Consider the following 20,073-nt stretch of genomic DNA (forward strand, 5'->3'; position numbering starts at 1 on the left):
GATCACGCGAAATGGCTAGCAGGAAAGAAGCACTTGCGCGTCGCGCCAACCGCGTGCGCCGTCAAATCAAGGCGGTGGCCAATGGTCGTCCGCGCCTGTCGGTTCATCGCTCGTCAAAGAACATCTACGCCCAGGTCATCGATGACGCGGCTGGCAAGACCCTTGCGGCTGCCTCCACGCTCGACAAGGATCTGCGCGGTTCTCTGAAGACCGGTGCCGATACCGCCGCCGCAGCCCTGGTTGGCAAGCTCGTTGCCGAGCGCGCCTCCAAGGCCGGCGTGAAGGAAGTCGTGTTCGATCGCGGCGCCTTCATCTATCACGGCCGCATCAAGGCTCTCGCCGATGCGGCTCGCGAAGGCGGCCTGACCTTCTAATCAAGTTTCCGGCCGGTAGCCGATAGGGCGCCGGCCGGATTTCACCGGACCGCAAATCTCCGTTTGGAGGTTGATGCGGTCTTTGTTGTTTGCCGATTGCACCCGGAAAAGAAAAAGGAAGAGGACAATGGCACAGGAAAAGAGGGGCTCGCGGGATGACCGTCAGAGCCGTGACGAGCGCGATAGCGAATTCGTCGACAAGCTGGTCGCGATCAACCGCGTCGCCAAGGTTGTAAAGGGTGGCCGCCGCTTCGGTTTCGCCGCTCTCGTCGTCGTCGGTGACCAGAAGGGCCGCGTTGGCTTCGGTCATGGCAAGGCACGCGAAGTGCCGGAAGCCATCCGCAAGGCCACCGAAAGCGCCAAGCGCGACCTGATCTTCGTACCGCTGCGCGACGGTCGTACGCTGCATCACGACGTCCATGGCCGTCATGGCGCCGGCAAGGTTCTGCTGCGCTCGGCCAAGGTCGGTACCGGTATCATCGCCGGCGGTCCGATGCGCGCCGTTTTCGAAACGCTCGGCGTTCATGACGTCGTTGCCAAGTCGACCGGTTCGTCGAACCCGTACAACATGGTTCGCGCCACGTTCGACGCCCTGAAGCACCAGGTTCACCCGAAGGACATCGCAGCTCAGCGCGGCATCAAGTATGCCACCCTGCAGGCTCGTCGTACCGCTTCGGGCAACGCCTCCGAAGAATAAGGGAGTTTGACCTATGGCCAAGACGACCAAGAAGGCTGAAGCCAAGACCGTTACGGTCGAGCAGGTTGGCAGCCCGATCCGCCGTCCGGACGTTCAGCAGAAGACGCTGATCGGTCTCGGACTGAACAAGATGCACCGTCGCCGCACGCTGGAAGATACCCCGGCCGTTCGTGGCATGATCCGTGCTGTCCAGCATCTCGTTCGCGTTGTCGACGAGAAGTGAGCCGGAGGTAATTCGCTATGAAATTGAATGAGATCAAGGATAACGAAGGCTCGACCCACAGCCGCAAGCGCCTCGGCCGCGGCATCGGCTCCGGCTCCGGCAAGACCGGCGGTCGTGGTGTGAAGGGTCAGAAGTCCCGTTCGGGCGTTGCGATCAACGGCTTCGAAGGTGGTCAGATGCCCATCTATCGTCGCCTGCCGAAGCGCGGCTTCACCAACATCTTCGCCGCCGATTACGTTGTCGTATCGCTGGCTCGCATCCAGGCTGCCGTCGATGCCGGCAAGCTCGATGCCAAGAAGACCGTTGATGCCGCTGCCCTCAAGGCTGCGGGCGTGATTCGCCGCGTCAAGGATGGCGTTCGCGTTCTCTCGGACGGCGAGCTGAAGGCGAAGATTACGCTTGAAGTTGCAGGCGCTTCCAAGCCGGCGGTCGAAAAGATCGAAAAGGCTGGCGGCTCCATCAAGCTGCTCGCTTCTGCCGCAGAATAATATTATCAATAATCGCCCGGGGTGCTTCACTTCGGGCGATTTTGCTCCCATATGTGAGCCTCACGAACCTGAACGATGCGCCAGTATCTTTCCGGGGAATAACGGGAACCAAGGGTGAGGCGCCCGATTGCAATGCAATCCGTCCGAAGCCCGGCTTTTGAACAATTTACATACTGATTCCGGGCCCGGCCGATTATGCCGGAATTGGTAGTGCGGAGATTTGCATGGCTTCTGCAGCGGAACAATTGGCGTCCAATCTCAATTTTTCGACCTTCGCCAAAGCCGAGGATCTCAAGAAACGCTTGTGGTTCACGCTTGGCGCTCTTCTCGTCTACCGTCTCGGCACCCACATTCCGCTTCCCGGCCTCAATCCTGCCGCTTACGCCCAGGCTTTCCAGAATCAGTCGGGCGGTATCCTTGGCCTGTTCAACATGTTCTCGGGCGGTGCCGTGCAGCGCATGGCGATCTTTGCGCTCGGCATCATGCCTTATATTTCGGCCTCGATCATCGTTCAGCTGATGACGTCGGTCGTGCCTTCGCTTGAGAACCTCAAGAAGGAAGGCGAGCAGGGCCGTAAGATCATCAACCAGTACACCCGCTACGGTACGGTGCTGCTCGGCGCGTTGCAGGCTTATGGTATTGCGATCGGCCTTGAGCATGGCAACGGCGTCGTCATAGATCCAGGCTGGTTCTTCCGTCTTTCGACCGTCGTCACGCTGCTCGGCGGCACGATGTTCCTGATGTGGCTCGGCGAGCAGGTTACCTCGCGCGGCATCGGCAACGGTATTTCGCTGATCATCTTCGCGGGCATCGCAGCCGGTCTGCCGACGGCACTTGCCGGTACGCTCGAACTCGGCCGAACCGGCGCTCTGTCGACCGGTCTCATTCTCGCCGTGCTCGTCGTCGCCGTTCTGGTCATTGCGCTCATCGTTTTCGTCGAGCGTGCGCAGCGTCGTCTGCTGATCCAGTATCCGAAGCGACAGGTCGGCACGCGCATGTTCCAGGGCGATACGTCGCACCTGCCGCTGAAGCTGAACACGTCTGGTGTTATCCCGGCGATCTTTGCCTCGTCGCTGCTGCTTCTTCCGGCAACCATCGCCGGTCTCGGCAACAACACGGCGCTGCCGACCTGGGTCACCTCGATCGTCGCGGCCCTCGGTCACGGCCAGCCGCTCTACATGGTGCTCTATGCCGGCCTGATCGCCTTCTTCGCCTTCTTCTATACCGCACTGGTCTTCAACCCGAAGGACACGGCGGACAACTTGAAGAAGCACGGCGGCTTCATTCCCGGAATTCGTCCGGGGGAGCGCACCGCCGAATATATCGATTACGTGCTGACCCGTATCACGGTCATCGGCGCGATCTACCTCGTCTTCGTCTGCATTCTGCCCGAAATTCTCGTGTCCCAGACCGGTATTCCCTTGTCTCTGGGTGGCACTTCGCTTCTGATCGTGGTTAGCGTAACGCTGGATACGGTGGCGCAGATTCAGGGTCACCTGATTGCACAGCAATATGAAGGCCTGATCAAGAAATCGAAGTTGCGTGGAGGAAAGAGGGGGCGATGAGACTCATACTTTTAGGGCCGCCGGGAGCAGGTAAGGGGACCCAGGCCCAGCGTATCGTGGAAAAGCACGGTATTCCGCAGCTTTCCACAGGCGATATGCTGCGGGCTGCGGTGGCGGCTGAGACTGAAGTTGGCAAGCGCGCCAAGGCCGTCATGGACGCAGGCAAGCTTGTTTCCGACGAGATTGTCAATGCCATCGTTTCCGAGCGCATCGATCAGCCGGATTGCGCCAGGGGTTTCATTCTGGACGGTTTCCCGCGCACTCTGGTGCAAGCGGATGCCACCGAGCGGATGCTGCAGGCCAAGGGTCTGGAACTTTCCGTTGTCATCGAGCTCAAGGTTGATGATGCCGAACTGATTCGCCGCGTCTCCGGCCGTTATTCTTGCTCGAACTGCGGCAGTGTCTATCATGACACTGACAAGGTTCCGGCGACGGCTGGTGTCTGCGACAAATGCGGCTCGACGCATTTCAAGCGCCGGCCGGATGACAATGCCGAGACCATGGCAACCCGTCTCCAAGTCTACTACAAGGAGACCTCGCCGCTGATCGGCTACTACTACGCCAAGGGCAAGCTGCAGAGCATCGACGGCATGGCCGATATCGAGCATGTGACTGACAGCATCGAAGGTATCCTGGCTAAGCTTTAGATAGCTTAAAATAAACTTGCCGGAGCGGTTGCTTTTTTGCGCTGATTCCGCTAAACACCGCGCCAACTCGCGACATGCTATGCGATCGGCGCGGATTTCCATCGGGAAGTCCGGGTACGGTCGTTTTGACATGTTGCGGACTCAATCGAACAAGCAGCTCCCGGGCTGCATAACAAGACCCTTTGCCCTAAGGCAAAAGGAATGCAAGGAGAACAGGCGTGGCTCGTATCGCTGGCGTCAACATCCCGACTGCAAAGCGCGTAGTTATTGCGCTTCGCTACATTCACGGGATCGGACCGAAGTTTGCACAGGAAATCTGCGAGAAGGTCGGTATTCCGGCCGAGCGTCGCGTCAATCAGTTGACGGATGCTGAAGTTCTGCAGATCCGCGAAACCATCGACCGTGACTATCAGGTCGAAGGTGACCTGCGTCGCGACACCGCGATGAACATCAAGCGTCTGATGGACCTGGGCAGCTACCGCGGCCTGCGTCATCGTCGCGGCCTGCCGGTTCGCGGCCAGCGCACGCACACCAATGCTCGTACCCGCAAGGGTCCGGCAAAGGCGATTGCTGGTAAGAAGAAGTAATTTCCGGGCAACCGGATGTGGGAGGCTGGCGGTCCGCCGGCCTCTTTTGAGTTTGGAGCGGCGCCCCACGGGTGTCGCTTCGGTGTAGCCGCTGGGATTACGGCGGTGCAGAGATCCAAGAAAGGACTAACATGGCCAAGGAAGCCGTCCGCGTTCGCCGTCGCGAGCGCAAGAATATTTCGTCGGGCGTCGCACACGTCAACTCGACCTTCAACAACACGATGATCACCATCACCGACGCACAGGGCAACGCGATTGCCTGGTCGTCTGCTGGTGCCAAGGGCTTCAAGGGTTCGCGCAAGTCGACCCCGTTCGCTGCCCAGATCGCTGCTGAAGACTGCGCCAAGAAGGCTCAGGAACATGGCATGAAGTCGCTGGAAGTTGAAGTTTGCGGCCCGGGCTCCGGTCGTGAATCCGCTCTGCGCGCGCTCCAGGCTGCCGGTTTCATGATCACGTCCATCCGCGACGTGACCCCGATCCCGCACAATGGTTGCCGCCCGCGCAAGAAGCGTCGCGTCTGATCATCGCCACTCTCGACACCGGCCGGGGCAGATGCGCCCGGCCTGGTGTTTCTCAAGCTCGGTTGCCACGATTGGATGGTGGCAACGAACGGAAGGCAAAAACATGATTCAGAAAAACTGGCAGGAACTGATCAAGCCGAACAAGGTCGAGTTCACCTCGAGCGGCCGCACCAAGGCAACGCTCGTGGCCGAACCGCTGGAGCGTGGCTTCGGTCTCACCCTCGGCAACGCGCTTCGTCGCGTTCTGCTGTCCTCTCTGCGTGGCGCCGCTGTGACGGCCGTGCAGATCGACGGCGTGCTGCATGAGTTCTCCTCTATCCCGGGTGTCCGGGAAGACGTGACGGACATCGTGCTGAACATCAAGGAAATCGCCATCAAGATGGATGGCGATGATGCCAAGCGCATGGTCGTCCGCAAGCAGGGCCCAGGCGTAGTAACGGCTGGCGACATCCAGACGGTCGGCGATATCGAAATCCTCAACCCCGAGCATGTCATCTGCACGCTCGACGAGGGCGCCGAAATTCGCATGGAATTCACCGTCAACAACGGCAAGGGCTATGTCCCGGCCGAGCGCAATCGTGCGGAAGATGCTCCGATTGGTCTCATCCCGGTCGACAGCCTCTATTCGCCGGTCAAGAAGGTGTCCTACAAGGTTGAAAACACCCGTGAAGGACAGGTTCTCGACTACGACAAGCTGAGCATGTCGCTCGAAACCGATGGTTCGATCAGCGGTGAAGATGCTGTCGCTTTCGCGGCTCGCATCCTGCAGGATCAGCTTGGCGTGTTCGTCAACTTCGACGAGCCGCAGAAGGAAACCGAAGAGGAAGCAGTTACCGAACTCGCTTTCAACCCGGCTCTCCTCAAGAAGGTGGACGAACTGGAACTGTCCGTTCGCTCGGCAAATTGCCTGAAGAACGACAACATCGTCTATATCGGCGACCTCATTCAGAAGACCGAAGCAGAAATGCTCCGCACGCCGAATTTTGGTCGCAAGTCGCTGAACGAAATCAAGGAAGTTCTCGCTTCCATGGGTCTGCACCTCGGCATGGAAGTGCCGGCATGGCCGCCTGAGAACATCGAAGATCTCGCCAAGCGATACGAAGACCAATACTAAGGCCGCAAGCGCTCCTTGGAGCGCTTTAAGCTGGCCTTGGCATCTTTAAACAGCGCATGCACCTTTCGCTCCGCCGGGAATTGGAGCGGGGCATGCGCCCAACAAACTGCAGGTGAACGATGCCTGCAAGTGAAGGAGAATAGCAATGCGCCACGGTAAAGCCGGCCGCAAGCTGAACAGAACCGCTAGCCACCGTAAGGCGATGTTCGCCAACATGGCAGCTTCGCTCATCACCCATGAGCAGATTGTCACCACGCTTCCGAAGGCGAAGGAAATTCGTCCGATCGTTGAGAAGCTGGTTACCCTCGGCAAGCGCGGCGACCTGCACGCTCGTCGTCAGGCCATCTCGCAGATCCGCGACGCCGTTGTCGTCGCCAAGCTGTTCGATGCGATCGCAACGCGCTACGCCACCCGCAACGGCGGCTACCTGCGTATCATGAAGGCCGGCTTCCGCCAGGGCGACAATGCCGCTCTCGCAGTCGTCGAATTCGTCGATCGTGACACCTCTGCCAAGGGCGCAGCCGACAAGGCTCGCGTTGCAGCCGAGGAAGAAGCTGCAGCCGCTTAAGGCAAGCTTCGAATAAAAGATCGAGGGCCGGATGAGCGATCATCCGGCCTTTTGGCGTTTGGAGTTTTGCCGGAAGCTGCGTCGCCCGACGGCTCATGCTCTTCAGCTGCAGGGATGACAATTGGACATGCGGCGGCAATTCATGCGCAGAAGGATTTCGCTGGTTCTGGCCCTGTTGCTGACAATCGCCGGCGGCCTTGCGCTCCGGCGATTTGGGTATGCGGCCAATCTTCCCTTTGCCGTCGTCAAATATGGCGGTTCGATATTGTGGGGAGCGATGGTCTACTGGCTGCTGGCCACGATATTCGTCTCCAGCAGGCCATTCAGGATTGCCGCGGTGGCATTGATCCTGGCGGTGGCAGTCGAACTCTTCAGGCTCTGGCATACGCCCACACTTGACGCGTTTCGATTGACCACTGCGGGAGCCCTGTTGCTGGGAAGGGTGTTCTCGCTTTGGAATATTGCGGCCTATGCCACTGGGATAGCAGCGGCCCTGGCGCTTGATCGCATCCTGTCGGCGTCGAAACGCACGATCTGATATTTTTGGCAAAACCTGACAACAGCGCGCGGCATCGCTGAGGCTGGATGAGCGATCATCCGGCGATTTGCCGTTTGCCGCATGCGCGGAAGTTCAGGAGCGCAGCAGCTTCCGCTATTCCGCGGCCACGGCTTGTCGCCGCGAGGGTTCGCTGCGGTGAAGATAGACGGCGAATGTGTCCCAAGGTGGCGAGATGGAGAGCTGCGTCAGCAGCCGGCCAATCTCGCCCCTGTGATACCCTCCGTGAATGACGACCTGGGTGAGCATTTCCTGACGCGACATGCAGCCCCTATCTCCGTCGGTGAATACGAACGGCAGAGATTCTGCCAGCAGGTCGGAACTGACCGTTTCGAGATATCGCAGATACCATTGATCCGATGCAACGACTGCGGCGCGAAGTTCCGCCAGGGACGGCGTGTCGGGCGTATTATCAGCCGTGAAGCCATGCTCTTGTCCGGTGAGATGCGCCGCGAATATCCGGCCGACGACATGGGAATGGTTCATCAACCGTATCGCCATGTGGCGCTCCTTGCCATGCTGTGCGGGATCGAGATGACCGATACTGTCGAGCAGTTCCTCATTCGCCCAGGCCTGATAGCTGAAAAGAGTGCTTAGCAACGACAGTTCGCTCATGATGAATCTACCCTTTGGTTGTCCCGGAAAATGCGAGTAATGTGTGCATATTTTCCGAGAGCAGGGCGTACATGTCTACTCGCATTAAAAAGCCGGGATCGCCGATGCGAAAAGAGCCGAGCCAGGCGCGTTCCCGGGCGACGGTCGAAGCAATCATCGAAGCAGGTGCTCGCGTTTTGGGCGACCGCGGATGGGCGGGGTTCACGACCAATGCCGTCGCAGTGGTCGCCGGGATAAGCATTGGCTCGCTCTACCAGTATTTTCCCGACAAGCTTTCTTTGGTCGAGGCCATTCGTCGTCACCACTTCGATGAGGTTCTGGCTGTCATGCGGAGGGCGACGGCCGGTGAACTGCCGTTGGCAGAGAGTGCCGAAGGACTCGTTCAAGGCATGATCGATGCTCATAACGTCAATCCCGAGCTTCACAGGGTGCTCCTGGATGAAGCGCCGGGGCATGATGGTTCGAGGTTGGCCCATGACGCTTTCCTGGCGGAGTATCACAGTCATTACAGGAGTTTTGTCGCCGTGCATCGTAACGGCCACGGCGGTCCAGCCAACGATGTTCTTGCGCAGCTGCTGTCCGGTGCGGTCGAGGGTGTGATCCATAGTGCGGCCCGAAAGCGTGCGCTCGGGTCGCCGGAGCTGAAGCAGGAGTTGATCAGGATGATCTGTTCCTATCTGCGCAGCGCCGACTAGCCCCGGTATGATCCGCCCGTCGCTGCGCGCATAGCTGCGTTTCGCATTTTAGATGGCAATATGCGCCCATATGCTTTGAATCCTAATTAGTTTAGTGCTAATAGATTGCTATGAAATCGTTTAACGCCCTGCAACGCATCTTCACCGCAAACCTGCTGTCAACCGGCCGCCAATGGCGTCGGGTCGTCGACCTCGCGCTGAGTTCCTACGGCTTGTCGGAGGCCGCGGCGGCACCACTGCTGTGGATCGGCCGTCTGGGAGGAGGTATCCGGCAGGTGGTTCTCGCCACCTATGTCGGCATCGAGGGTCCGTCCCTGGTTCGGCTGCTTGATCAGCTCGAAAGCATGGGCCTCGTCATCCGCAAGGATGATCCGACGGATCGCCGCGCGAAAGGTCTGTGGCTGACAGCGGAAGGCGAGGCGCTTGCCTCCCGCATGGAGGACGCGCTCGACGAACTGCGTGGCAGGATCCTCGCCAATGTCGACCGGGCCGATATCGAAGCTGCCATCCGCGTCCTGAAGGCCTTCGAGGAGTTCGAGGCGCCGCGGACTGTCGATGCCGAGCAGGAGCGGGAGAAGGTCTTATGAGCATTCCATCCTGGCGGGACTGGCTATTTTCGGTCAAGGCGTTCATCGCGGCCATCATGGCGCTATTCATTGCGTTGTCGCTGGACCTTCCACGCCCTTACTGGGCCATGGCTGCCGTCTACGTCGTTGCCAATCCTCTTGCGGGAGCAACGAGCTCGAAGGCGCTCTATCGCGCTCTGGGCACGCTTATCGGCGCCTGTGCCTCGGTGATCTTCGTTCCGCTCCTGGTCAATGCGCCGGAATTGCTCTCCGTCGTCGTGGCGCTCTGGACTGGGACCCTGCTGTTCATCGCGATGCTCGACCGTACGTCGCGCAGTTATGTCTTCATGCTCGCCGCCTATTCGCTGCCGCTGATCGCGCTGCCGACCGTCGGTTCGCCCGAAACCGTATTTGATGTAGCGCTTGCCCGCTCCGAGGAGATCATCATCGGCATCGTTTGCGCAAGCGTCGTCAGTTCCATCATCTTCCCGAGCAGTGTGGGAACCGTGCTGGGGCGGCGCATCAGCTCCTGGCTCGACGATGCCGGCACCTGGGCCGATGAAATCCTGCGCGGCGAGGGCGCTGCACCCGCGACCCCGCTGAAGCGGCAGAAACTTGCCGCCGACGTCTCCGGCCTCGACCTCGTCATCAGCCAGCTCAAATATGATGCGGGCAGCCGCGATATCGTCAGGCATTCCCGTGAGCTGCGCGGTCGTCTGTTGATGTTGCTGCCGCTCTTCTCGTCACTCGCCGATCGCCTGCATGCGCTGAAGGCGGGCGAAAAGCCGCTGCCTCAAGAGCTTGTCACGGTCCTGAACGAAGTCGCCGATTGGCTGGGGCAGGGCGGCCGCGGCAAGGCCGACGATACCGCGGATGCCTTGTCCAAAAAGATCGAGGAGTTGCAGCAGAACGACCTTGATCTCGGCTGGGACGATCTCGTCCGGTCGAGCGCTCTGGCTCGGCTGAAGGAAATCGTCGATCTCTGGCAGGATTGCCTGACGTTGCGCGACCAGATCGTTTCAGGGCAGCAGGTTGGCGCCTGGCGGCCCGCCTTCCGGCACCGCAACGTCGTCGGGCACAGCAGGCACTATGACTATGCCATGCTTGCCTTCTCGGCCGGTGCGGTCGTGGTCGGTATCGCCGTCGCCTGCTTCTTCTGGATCTATTCCGGATGGGAGGATGGCGCCGGTTTCGTCACCATGGCGGCCGTCGCCTGTTCGTTTTTTGCCTCGCTCGATCGTCCCGCGCCCTTCATTACCTCCATGTTCATCTGGAGCGCGATGAGCCTGGTGATCGCCTGCCTCTATATCTTCGCCATATTGCCCTCCATCTCCGGCTTCGAGATGCTGGTGCTGGTCTTCGCGCCGCCCTTCCTGGTGATGGGTCTTTTGATCCCACGGCCGCAGACGAACCTGCTTGCCATGCTGCTGGCGGTGAACGGCGCGACCTTCATAGCCCTACAGGATCGCTACACCGCCGATTTCGCCAGTTTCACCAACAGCGCCATCGCCGCATTGGCAGGCATCGGCTTCGCGCTCGTCTGGACTCTGGTCACCCGTCCGTTCGGCTCCGAACTCACCGCATGGCGACTGGTGCGGGCCGGCTGGACCGACCTTGCCGAAACGGCGGCCGGCATTCGCCGCGCCGACCATGAGCGCCTGTCCGGCCGCATTCTCGATCGGCTCGGCCAGCTCGTGCCGCGCCTTGCCGGCATTGAGGACCGCGAGCTGAAGAAGGTCGACGGCTACGCCGATGTCCGGCTCGGCTTCAATGTGCTGATGCTGCAGAAGGAGCGTGTGCAACTGAATTCCGCCGCTGCCGCGTCCGTCAGCGAAGTCCTGATCGGCGTATCCGATTTCTATCGGTCGCGGCTGAAGGCCAAGCGTGCCATCGATCCGTCCGACGAGTTGCGCGTATCGATCGATCGCGGTCTCGAAGCGGTTGCGCAGAACAAGCGCGAGCTTGGCCGGGCCAGCCTCGATGCCCTCGTGGGACTTCGCCGCGCGCTCTTCCCGCATGCCGAGCCGCCGGCGAGCTGGCAACTGCCAATATCGGACACGTCTCAACCTCTTCCCATTGCCGCCGAGTAATATCATGCCCGCAGAATTCGATCTCTATGGCGTCTACATTCCACGCCTTCTCGTGCTCATGCTCGTGACGCTGTTTGTCGTCATCGTTCTTCGACGCCTGCTTGCATGGGCTGGAGCCTACACTCTGGTCTGGCATCGCGGCCTCTTCGATCTCGCACTTTACGTCCTGCTGCTCGGCGCCGTCTCCTCTGTCTCCCGTTGGTACTTCACATGAACACGCTAAAACTCATCGGCCGTGTGGCCGTCACTCTCATCTTCGTCGTCGCTGCCGTCTATGTCGGCCGCCAGCTCTGGGGCCATTACATGGACGAGCCCTGGACGCGCGACGCGCGTCTGCGCGCCGATGTCGTCGGCATTGCGCCTGACGTTTCCGGTCTTGTCAGCGAGGTCATCGTCAAGGACAACCAGACCGTCAAGAAGGGCGATCTCCTCTTTCGCGTCGATCGTGATCGCTTCGCCATCGCGCTCGAACAAGCGGACGCGGCTCTGGCAAGCAGCAAGGCCGCTCTCGATCAGGCCAGCCGCGAAAGCCAGCGGCAGGCGCGTCTCGGCGATGCGGCCTCGCTCCAGCAGAAGGAGCAGGCGCAGACGACCGAACAGCAGGACGAAGCCTCTCTCCGTCAGGCAACGGCCAATCGCGAGCTCGCCCAGCTCAACCTCGACCGCTCCGAAGTCCGCGCCACAGTCAACGGCACGATCTCGAACCTGAGCCTGCGTCCAGGTGACTATGTCTCGGCAGGGACCGCCAAAGTGGCGCTGATCGATACCGATTCTCTGCGGGTCGAAGGCTATTTCGAGGAAACCAAGCTGCCGCGCATCCATGTCGGCGATGAAGTCTCCATCCACCTGATGGGCCAGGCCGAGAAGCTGACCGGTCATGTCGAAAGCATCGCCTACGGCATCGAGGACCGCGAGCGCACCTCCGGCAGCCTGCTTGCCAATATCACCCCGACTTTCAGCTGGGTGCGCCTGGCGCAGCGCGTGCCGGTGCGCATCGCGCTCGACAAGGTGCCCGATGGCACGAAGCTGATTGCCGGCCTGACGGCAACCGTCGAGGTGCAGGAACAGGGCAAGGCCAAGATCGCCAGCGCTGCGGAATGAACATCGCGTGAAAGGGCAGGGCGGCCGAGTTCAGGCCGCTCTGGAGTTGGAAGCCGCAACCGGCCTGCGCGCGGCCCGGCGTTTTTCCATCATGATCGGCCTGTAGGATCTGTAGAGGATCATGGCGATCAGCAGGCCGATATAGATATATTGCTCCAGCGACAGGATCTTCGTCGACAGCGCGAAGTGCAGCGCACCGCAGGCGGCGACGATATAGACCAGACGGTGAAGCCAGATCCATTTTTTGCCGAGACGTTTGATCGAGAAATTGTTTGACGTCACCGCCAGCGCCAGCAGCATGACGAGGCCTGCCATGCCGAACATGATGAAGGGTCGCTTCAGCACGTCGACGACGACAGCCTGCACGTCCAATGCCTGATCCAGCACCATATAGACGATCAGATGCATCAGCGCGTAGTAGAAGCAGAGCAGGCCGAGCGCTCGGCGATAGCGCAGATAATTCCAGCCGAAGAGATCTCTGAGCGGCGTGACCGCAAGCGTCAGCAGCAGGAAGCGGATCGCCCAGAGCCCCAGGAAAAGCTCGAAGGTCTTGACTGCATCGGCACCGAGCTGGTCCGTGGCGCCGAGATAGAATTCCCAGGCGGCCGGCAGCAGCCCGGCGACGTAAAGCGCCCAGACGGAGGCGGGTTGCCAGCGCTTGGGCAGGGTCAACGAAAGAGCCATCAGAAGTTCACCCGAAGGTCCATGCCGGTGTAGAGGCTCGCAACCTGATCGGCATAGCCGTTGAAGGGCAGGGTGGGATGACGGTTGGAGCTGAAGAAGCCGCCTTCGCCGATGCGACGCTCGGTTGCCTGGCTCCAGCGCGGATGGTCGACGGCCGGATTGACGTTGGCATAGAAGCCGTATTCCTGGCTATTGGTCACCTGCCATGTGTTCAGCGGCTGCTTGTCGGTGAGCGTGATGCGCACGATCGACTTGATGCCCTTAAAGCCGTATTTCCACGGTACGACGAGGCGGATCGGCGCGCCGTTCTGGTTCGGCAGGGTCTCGCCGTAGAGACCGACGGCAAGCAGCGTCAACGGATTGCGCGCCTCGTCCAGCCGCAGGCCTTCGACATAGGGCCAGTCCAAGGATTGGAGAAGGCCTGACTGCCCCGGCATTTCCTCCGGCCTGACGACCGTCTCGAAGGCGACGAACTTGGCGCTGCCGAGCGGCTCCACCTTATCGAGCAGGGCCGAGAGCGGAAAACCATCCCAAGGTATGACCATCGACCATGCCTCGACACAGCGCATCCGATAGACACGCTCTTCCGGCGGAAACTCCTTGATCAGCGCGTCGATGTCGAAGGTACCGGGTTTATTGACCATGCCGTCGACCTTGACAGTCCATGGCCGCGGCTTGAACTTGCCGGAAAGATTGGCCGGATCGGCCTTGTCGAGTCCGAATTCGTAGAAGTTGTTGTAGGTGGTGACATCCTTAATCGGCGTGAGCTTCTCGTCGACGGTGTAGTTGCTCTTCGTCGCGGTCAGCGCATCCGCCAGTGCGGCCTTGCCGCCGGCGGCAGCCATGCCGATGCCGGCGGCGGCAGCCGTCAGGAAGTCGCGGCGCTTTAGGTAGACTGAGCGCGGCGTGATCTCGGACGACGCAATTTTCGGCGGGCGGTAGGCAGCCATGACTATTCCTCTATGCAATCTCAGCTTCGATATGAGCTATACGCAGCAGGTGCGCGTTTTGTTACACTCTTAGGCCGGTATTTCTTTGCGAGGGAAACCAACTTTTTGTGTGCACTTGTGATCGGGCTGCTTCGTTCCCAATTCTGATCGTATCGTTTGATCGCGATGAAGCGGAACGGTCGTCCCAACTCGCGTTTGCCTTGCAGCGTACCGGATTCGCTTGAGTTGATAGTGACAGTACCGCACGATTGGATTAGGACAATTCCAAAAAGCAGGACTGTCGGCGCTCCCTTCGGCGCAAAGCCCAGGCCGGCCGACGCTGCATAAATTCCAGGATGACGAGGAAGACACCATGCCAGCTTATCGTTCCAGAACCACGACCCACGGCCGCAACATGGCCGGCGCGCGCGGCCTTTGGCGCGCCACGGGTATGAAGGACAGCGATTTCGGCAAGCCGATCATTGCGGTGGTCAACTCCTTTACCCAGTTCGTGCCCGGTCACGTTCACTTGAAGGATCTCGGCCAGCTCGTGGCGCGCGAGATCGAAGCGGCCGGCGGCGTCGCCAAGGAATTCAACACCATCGCCGTCGACGACGGCATCGCCATGGGCCATGACGGCATGCTCTATTCGCTGCCGTCGCGCGAGCTCATCGCCGACAGCGTCGAATACATGGTCAACGCCCATTGCGCCGACGCCATGGTCTGCATCTCCAACTGCGACAAGATCACACCCGGCATGCTGATGGCGTCGCTGCGCCTCAACATCCCCACGGTCTTCGTCTCGGGCGGCCCGATGGAAGCCGGCAAGGTCGTCCTGCACGGCAAGAAGGTCGCGCTCGATCTGGTCGACGCCATGGTTGCGGCAGCCGACGACAAGATCAGCGACGAGGATGTCGCCACCATCGAACGTTCGGCCTGTCCGACGTGTGGCTCATGCTCCGGCATGTTTACCGCCAATTCGATGAACTGCCTGACCGAAGCACTCGGCCTGTCGCTGCCCGGCAACGGCTCGACGCTGGCGACCCATGGTGACCGTAAGCGCCTCTTTGTCGAGGCCGGTCACCTGATCGTCGATCTCGCCCGTCGCTACTACGAACAGGACGACAACAACGCCCTGCCGCGCACCATCGCCTCGAAGCAGGCTTTCGAGAATGCCATGGCGCTCGATATCGCCATGGGCGGGTCGACCAACACGGTTCTGCACATCCTGGCGGCGGCGCATGAAGGCGAAATCGATTTCACCCTGGCCGACATCGATGCCCTGTCGCGCCGAGTGCCCTGCCTATCGAAGGTAGCGCCGGCCAAGAGCGACGTTCACATGGAAGACGTGCATCGCGCCGGCGGCATCATGTCGATCCTCGGCGAGCTCGACAAGGGCGGCCTGATCAATCGCGATTGCCCGACCGTTCACGCTGAAACGCTCGGCGATGCCATCGATCGCTGGGACATCACCCGCACCAACAGCGAGAGCGTGCGCGAATTCTTCCGCGCTGCACCGGGCGGCGTCCCGACCCAGGTTGCCTTCAGCCAGAGCTCCCGCTGGGACGAGCTCGACACCGACCGCGAAAAGGGCGTCATCCGCTCTGTAGAGCATCCGTTCTCCAAGGATGGTGGACTGGCCGTTCTCAAGGGCAATCTGGCGCTCGACGGCTGCATCGTGAAGACGGCCGGCGTCGATGAATCGATCCTGAAATTCTCCGGCCCGGCCAAGGTCTTCGAAAGCCAGGATTCGGCCGTTAAGGGCATCCTCAGCAACGAGGTCAAGGCCGGCGACGTTGTCGTCATCCGCTATGAAGGCCCGAAGGGCGGCCCGGGCATGCAGGAAATGCTCTATCCGACGAGCTATCTGAAGTCGAAGGGTCTCGGCAAGGCTTGCGCGCTGATCACCGACGGCCGCTTCTCCGGCGGCACTTCGGGTCTCTCCATCGGCCACGCCTCGCCGGAAGCGGCAAACGGCGGCACGATCGGTCTGGTGCGCGAAGGCGACATGATCGACATCGATATCCCGAACCGCACCATCAGCCTGCGCGTCGACGACGCTGAACTCGCCGCTCGCCGCGAAGCCCAGAACGCCAAGGGCTGGCATCCGGCTGAGTTCCGCAAGCGCAACGTCACCACGGCGCTGAAGGCCTATGCGGCTTTTGCGACCAGTGCTGACCGCGGCGCGGTCAGGGATCTCGGCGGGAAGTAATTAAGCCCCTTTGCCCCGCAAGGCGGGGAGAAGGTGGACTCTCTCGGTCGCGCGGAGCGAGACCGAGAGAGGATGGATGAGGGGCCTTCTGGATATTCACGGCGATGGCAAAGCCCACCGCTCGTGCGGTAGCCCTCTCCCCGCAGGCGGGGAGAGGGGACGACAGCGCAGGATCTTCTGGCTCGTCATAGCGGTCGATTGATCTGCTTATACGTTTCGTTCAGCTCCTTCAGGCGATCCTGATAGGACGATGTCAGGCAGGCGACATCCGCGGCGCAAGTCTGCCGCTTCTTCAGCCATTCTGTCTGCTGGTCCTGCATCGCGCCGCGCGCGCCCATGGCGAGGAGCCCCGAGAGCAGGTCGAAAGTCGTCACCATCTTCACGTCTGCGTCGTTGAGCGCCCTGACGTCGCATATCGTCTTCTCATCCGGCTTCAGGTTCTGCGCCTCGCAATCGAAGCTGGCGGCATGGGAGGCGCCGGCTGCACTGAAGGAGATAATGAGGACGGCGGCGGCAAGGCTGTTCAATCGCATGATTCTGCTCCCTTTGACGATTCACAACGCAAAATGCATGACAGCATGTTTTTGTTCATCGAACCTGTTTTTTATCGCCGCAAACTTCCATTTATGCTTCATGCTTCCGCCCTCTTTTCTTTCTAGCGTCGGGCGCTACAACGTTGTTTCAAGAGCATTAAAAAAGGAAGTTTCCATGCATGTCCTCCTGAGGCGCACCACCGTTTCGATGATTGCCCTCATCATGGCGATGCCGCTTTCCGCTGAGGCGCAGACGGCGAAGTCGGTGCCGCAAAACCAGATGCAGATGCAGCTTTCCTTCGCACCGCTGGTCAAGCAGACGGCTGGAGCGGTGGTGAACGTCTATGCCGAGCGTATGGTGCAGCGGCAGTCCCCCTTCGCCGGCGATCCCTTCTTCGAGCAGTTCTTTGGCCAGCGCATGCCGAATCGCACTGAGAAGCAGTCTTCACTGGGCTCAGGCGTCATCGTGGAGGCGAACGGCACTGTTATCACCAACAATCATGTCGTCGACGGTGCCGATGATATCAAGATTGCGCTGTCGGACGGCCGGGAGTTTCCCTGCAAGGTCGTGCTGAAGGACGACAGGGTCGATCTCGCGGTCCTGAAGATTCAGTCGAAGAACGAGAGCTTCCCGATCCTCCCCCTTGCCAATTCCGATGCGGTCGAGGTCGGTGATCTCGTGCTGGCGATCGGCAACCCCTTCGGCGTCGGGCAGACGGTGACGAGCGGCATCGTTTCGGCGCTCGCCCGCAACCAGGTGAAGAACGAAGTCGGCTTCTTCATCCAGACCGATGCCTCGATCAATCCCGGCAACTCCGGCGGCGCGCTGGTGAATATGAGCGGCGAGCTGATTGCGCTTAACACCGCCATCTTCTCGCAGGGCGGCGGCTCGAACGGCATCGGCTTCGCTATCCCCGCCAACCTGGTCAAGGTCTTCCTTGCGGCATCCGATCGCGGCGACAAGTCTTTCGAGCGCCCCTATATCGGCGCCTCCTTCGAGCCTGTGACCTCTGATGTCGCCGAAGCGCTTGGCCTGGACAAGGTGCGCGGCGCTCTGGTGACCAAGGTCCTCGATGGCGGCCCGGCAGCCAAGGCCGGCTTGAAGCCAGGGGAAGTGATCACCGCTCTCAATAATATCCCGGTCGAGCATCCGGATGCGCTCGGCTATCGCCTGACGACGGCGGGCCTCGGCGCCACCGTGTCGTTGACGGTGCTGGACAATGGCAAGGAGCATGAAGCCAGCATGACGCTTGCCGCTGCGCCTGAATCCACGCCGCGAGATGAAAGGCTTATCCAGGGCAATAATCCCTTCGCCGGCGCAACCGTTGCCAATCTTTCACCGCGCGTTGCCGACGAACTGCATCTGCCGCCCGATTCGACCGGTGTCGTCATTGAAAGTCTGAAGTCGGATTCGCCCGCCGAGCGCCTCGGCTTCGCGCCGCGAGATATCGTTGTTTCCATCAATGGCGTCGCCGTGAACTCTACTGAGATATTGCAGCGGACCGTCGGCTCCAATCCGAGTTTTTGGCGCGTGGAGATCGATCGTGACGGCCAGCGTATCAGGCAGTTCTTCCGATGAATGACGACCTGTTTGCACCGCAGATACCGGAGGAGGTCGCCAACAAGCGACCGCTTGCCGATCGTCTGCGGCCGCAAACGCTGGCCGAAGTCACAGGCCAGCCGCATCTGACGGGCGAAGACGGCGTTCTGCGTCGGATGATCGAGGCGGGGTCGCTCGGCTCCATGATCTTCTGGGGCCCTCCCGGCACTGGCAAGACGACGGTCGCAAGGCTGCTTTCAGGCGAGGCCGGTCTTGCCTTCGAGCAGATCTCGGCGATCTTCTCCGGCGTCGCCGATCTGAAGAAGGTGTTCGAGGCCGCGCGGCTGCGCCGCATGGCTGGCCGCCAGACCCTGCTTTTCGTCGACGAGATCCATCGCTTCAATCGTGCGCAGCAGGATAGTTTCCTGCCCGTCATGGAAGACGGCACGGTCATTCTGGTCGGCGCCACGACGGAGAACCCATCCTTCGAGCTCAATGCCGCTCTTCTCTCCCGCGCCCGCGTCCTGACATTCCGCTCGCATGACGAGGAAAGCCTGGAAGAGTTATTGCGCCGGGCCGAGGCCGTGGAAGGCAAGCCGCTGCCGTTGACCGAAGATGCCCGCGCCAGCCTGATCGGCATGGCCGATGGCGACGGGCGCTCGGTACTCACGCTCGCGGAAGAGGTCTGGCGTGCCGCCCGCAAGGACGAGCTTTTCGATCCCGACATGCTGATCAAGATCGTTCAGCGCCGGGCTCCGGTCTACGACAAGGCGCAGGACGGGCACTACAATCTCATTTCGGCCCTGCATAAATCCGTGCGCGGCTCCGATCCCGATGCGGCTCTTTACTATCTCGCCCGCATGTTCGATGCCGGCGAAGACCCGCTCTATCTCGGCCGCCGGCTGGTGCGTATGGCGGTCGAGGATATCGGGCTTGCCGATCCCCAGGCATTGGTGATCTGCAACGCCGCCAAGGATGCCTATGACTATCTGGGGTCACCGGAGGGTGAGTTAGCGCTGGCGCAGGCCTGCGTCTATCTCGCCACCGCTCCGAAATCGAATGCGGTCTACACCGCCTTCAAGGCGGCCACGCAGGCAGCCAAGCAGAACGGCTCGCTGCTGCCCCCCAAGCATATTCTCAACGCGCCGACGAAACTGATGCGCACCGAGGGATATGGCGACGGCTATCACTATGATCACGACGAGCCGGATGCCTTTTCAGGCCAGAACTACTTTCCGGAGAAGATGGGCCGCCAGACCTTCTACGATCCGCCCGAACGCGGTTTCGAGCGCGAAATCCGCAAGCGGCTGGACTGGTGGGCGAAGCTTCGCAAAGAGCGCGGCGAGCGCTAGATTTCACCGGCCGGTGACGTCCTGCTGTGCCTTCTGGATACGCGGAGCAGCCGTTTTGTCGACCATCTTCACGCTCGATTCCGCCAGGCTTTTATGGCCCTCCATGTCGACGACGAGATGCCAGTGACCGGCTTCGGGAATGGTCAGCCGGATCGGCGATTTCTTGGCGACGCCGCCGATGAACTGATGCTTGAGGGTTTCCGTGAAGCGCTCGAAATTCGAGCTGTTCATCAGCCGCACGTTGGCGATGGCTGATAGTGTGATCTCGATCACCGTTCCGGTGCGTTGTTCCTTGAGATCGTAGTGGCTGTAGCGGAAGGCAGGCTTTGACATTTGCGTTTCTATTCTCTGGAACACCCGGCCAGAAATCCTACCCGAAGCCGGGTTAAGGAAACGTTGGGCCGGGTGTGCAGCTG

The 20,073-nt window shown here is 60.7% G+C and carries 24 protein-coding genes; 19 read left to right on the plus strand and 5 right to left on the minus strand.

The annotated features are described in order from the left end of the window. Positions 1–11: 11 nt before the first annotated feature. The 11 genes from rplR to FHT28_RS05875 all read left to right on the plus strand — a co-directional run bounded on the left by rplR (position 12) and on the right by FHT28_RS05875 (position 7,322). Entirely contained in the window at positions 12–374 is a 363-nt protein-coding gene (gene rplR, locus FHT28_RS05825; RefSeq protein WP_034507377.1) for a 50S ribosomal protein L18, read from the plus strand. Positions 375–501: 127 nt separating this feature from the next. After that, positions 502–1,071 (plus strand): 30S ribosomal protein S5, encoded by a 570-nt coding sequence (gene rpsE / locus FHT28_RS05830; protein WP_034507374.1) that lies wholly within the window; start codon positions 502–504, stop codon positions 1,069–1,071. A gap of 13 nt (positions 1,072–1,084) precedes the next feature. Next, positions 1,085–1,294 carry a 50S ribosomal protein L30 gene (gene rpmD / locus FHT28_RS05835; protein ID WP_034507370.1) on the plus strand — a complete coding sequence of 70 codons (210 nt, stop codon included), beginning with the start codon at positions 1,085–1,087 and terminating at the stop codon, positions 1,292–1,294. A gap of 17 nt (positions 1,295–1,311) precedes the next feature. Beyond that, positions 1,312–1,782, plus strand: a complete 471-nt coding sequence (rplO, locus tag FHT28_RS05840; RefSeq protein WP_034507368.1) for a 50S ribosomal protein L15 — start codon at positions 1,312–1,314, stop codon at positions 1,780–1,782. Positions 1,783–2,006: 224 nt separating this feature from the next. Then, on the plus strand, positions 2,007–3,347 hold the full coding sequence (secY, locus tag FHT28_RS05845; protein WP_034507365.1) for a preprotein translocase subunit SecY: 1,341 nt from the start codon (positions 2,007–2,009) through the stop codon (positions 3,345–3,347). Continuing rightward, the gene (locus FHT28_RS05850; protein WP_037199961.1) at positions 3,344–3,994 is read left to right on the plus strand and encodes an adenylate kinase; all 651 of its coding nucleotides are present in this window, start codon (positions 3,344–3,346) and stop codon (positions 3,992–3,994) included. The genes secY and FHT28_RS05850 overlap by 4 nt, the downstream gene beginning before the upstream one ends. Positions 3,995–4,212: 218 nt before the next feature. Further along, positions 4,213–4,581 carry a 30S ribosomal protein S13 gene (gene rpsM / locus FHT28_RS05855; protein WP_015339612.1) on the plus strand — a complete coding sequence of 123 codons (369 nt, stop codon included), beginning with the start codon at positions 4,213–4,215 and terminating at the stop codon, positions 4,579–4,581. A gap of 131 nt (positions 4,582–4,712) precedes the next feature. Continuing rightward, on the plus strand, positions 4,713–5,102 hold the full coding sequence (gene rpsK, locus FHT28_RS05860; protein WP_003547577.1) for a 30S ribosomal protein S11: 390 nt from the start codon (positions 4,713–4,715) through the stop codon (positions 5,100–5,102). 103 nt (positions 5,103–5,205) lie between these two features. Further along, a complete protein-coding gene (locus FHT28_RS05865; protein ID WP_034507362.1) occupies positions 5,206–6,216 on the plus strand; it encodes a DNA-directed RNA polymerase subunit alpha in 1,011 nt (336 codons plus the stop codon). A 145-nt stretch (positions 6,217–6,361) separates the two neighbouring features. Further along, complete coding sequence (rplQ, locus tag FHT28_RS05870; RefSeq protein WP_007690793.1) at positions 6,362–6,784, plus strand: 50S ribosomal protein L17; 423 nt, start codon at positions 6,362–6,364, stop codon at positions 6,782–6,784. A gap of 142 nt (positions 6,785–6,926) precedes the next feature. Further along, complete coding sequence (locus FHT28_RS05875) at positions 6,927–7,322, plus strand: DUF2809 domain-containing protein (RefSeq protein WP_246704804.1); 396 nt, start codon at positions 6,927–6,929, stop codon at positions 7,320–7,322. Between the two features lie 114 nt (positions 7,323–7,436). On the opposite strand, the gene FHT28_RS05880 is transcribed toward FHT28_RS05875, so the two are convergent. Then, positions 7,437–7,955, minus strand: a complete 519-nt coding sequence (locus tag FHT28_RS05880; RefSeq protein WP_168595768.1) for a DinB family protein — start codon at positions 7,953–7,955, stop codon at positions 7,437–7,439. 71 nt (positions 7,956–8,026) lie between these two features. Here FHT28_RS05880 and FHT28_RS05885 point away from each other — a divergent pair, with 71 nt between their 5' ends. The 5 genes from FHT28_RS05885 (at position 8,027) to FHT28_RS05905 (ending at position 12,407) form a co-directional block, all read left to right on the plus strand. Further along, positions 8,027–8,650: a TetR/AcrR family transcriptional regulator gene (locus FHT28_RS05885; RefSeq protein WP_168595769.1), complete on the plus strand. Its 624-nt coding sequence runs from the start codon at positions 8,027–8,029 to the stop codon at positions 8,648–8,650. 110 nt (positions 8,651–8,760) lie between these two features. Then, the gene (locus tag FHT28_RS05890) at positions 8,761–9,237 is read left to right on the plus strand and encodes a MarR family transcriptional regulator (protein WP_037199955.1); all 477 of its coding nucleotides are present in this window, start codon (positions 8,761–8,763) and stop codon (positions 9,235–9,237) included. Beyond that, positions 9,234–11,306: an FUSC family protein gene (locus FHT28_RS05895; protein ID WP_168595770.1), complete on the plus strand. Its 2,073-nt coding sequence runs from the start codon at positions 9,234–9,236 to the stop codon at positions 11,304–11,306. The genes FHT28_RS05890 and FHT28_RS05895 overlap by 4 nt, the downstream gene beginning before the upstream one ends. A 4-nt stretch (positions 11,307–11,310) precedes the next feature. After that, a complete protein-coding gene (locus FHT28_RS05900) occupies positions 11,311–11,520 on the plus strand; it encodes a DUF1656 domain-containing protein (protein WP_037199953.1) in 210 nt (69 codons plus the stop codon). Then, positions 11,517–12,407: an HlyD family secretion protein gene (locus tag FHT28_RS05905; RefSeq protein ID WP_168595771.1), complete on the plus strand. Its 891-nt coding sequence runs from the start codon at positions 11,517–11,519 to the stop codon at positions 12,405–12,407. The genes FHT28_RS05900 and FHT28_RS05905 overlap by 4 nt, the downstream gene beginning before the upstream one ends. A 30-nt stretch (positions 12,408–12,437) precedes the next feature. Here FHT28_RS05905 and msrQ read toward each other — a convergent pair whose 3' ends face one another. Further along, complete coding sequence (gene msrQ, locus FHT28_RS05910) at positions 12,438–13,094, minus strand: protein-methionine-sulfoxide reductase heme-binding subunit MsrQ (RefSeq protein ID WP_168595861.1); 657 nt, start codon at positions 13,092–13,094, stop codon at positions 12,438–12,440. Beyond that, a complete protein-coding gene (gene msrP / locus FHT28_RS05915; RefSeq protein WP_168595772.1) occupies positions 13,091–14,041 on the minus strand; it encodes a protein-methionine-sulfoxide reductase catalytic subunit MsrP in 951 nt (316 codons plus the stop codon). Before msrP ends, msrQ begins: the two co-directional genes overlap by 4 nt. A gap of 352 nt (positions 14,042–14,393) precedes the next feature. Between msrP and ilvD the strand changes: the two genes are divergently transcribed. Continuing rightward, a complete protein-coding gene (gene ilvD / locus FHT28_RS05920) occupies positions 14,394–16,232 on the plus strand; it encodes a dihydroxy-acid dehydratase (RefSeq protein ID WP_047557889.1) in 1,839 nt (612 codons plus the stop codon). 185 nt (positions 16,233–16,417) lie between these two features. Here ilvD and FHT28_RS05925 read toward each other — a convergent pair whose 3' ends face one another. Then, on the minus strand, positions 16,418–16,765 hold the full coding sequence (locus FHT28_RS05925; RefSeq protein WP_037199943.1) for a periplasmic protein: 348 nt from the start codon (positions 16,763–16,765) through the stop codon (positions 16,418–16,420). Positions 16,766–16,940: 175 nt separating this feature from the next. Between FHT28_RS05925 and FHT28_RS05930 the strand changes: the two genes are divergently transcribed. Both FHT28_RS05930 and FHT28_RS05935 read left to right on the plus strand, forming a co-directional pair. Then, on the plus strand, positions 16,941–18,344 hold the full coding sequence (locus tag FHT28_RS05930; RefSeq protein ID WP_037199942.1) for a DegQ family serine endoprotease: 1,404 nt from the start codon (positions 16,941–16,943) through the stop codon (positions 18,342–18,344). Then, entirely contained in the window at positions 18,341–19,657 is a 1,317-nt protein-coding gene (locus FHT28_RS05935) for a replication-associated recombination protein A (RefSeq protein ID WP_047637998.1), read from the plus strand. The genes FHT28_RS05930 and FHT28_RS05935 overlap by 4 nt, the downstream gene beginning before the upstream one ends. Positions 19,658–19,660: 3 nt before the next feature. On the opposite strand, the gene FHT28_RS05940 is transcribed toward FHT28_RS05935, so the two are convergent. Further along, complete coding sequence (locus FHT28_RS05940; RefSeq protein WP_047557885.1) at positions 19,661–19,990, minus strand: DUF1883 domain-containing protein; 330 nt, start codon at positions 19,988–19,990, stop codon at positions 19,661–19,663. Positions 19,991–20,073 lie beyond the last annotated feature (83 nt).

Origin of the sequence: Rhizobium sp. SG570 (assembly GCF_012275345.1) — a bacterium.
Taxonomy (GTDB): domain Bacteria; phylum Pseudomonadota; class Alphaproteobacteria; order Rhizobiales; family Rhizobiaceae; genus Rhizobium; species Rhizobium lusitanum.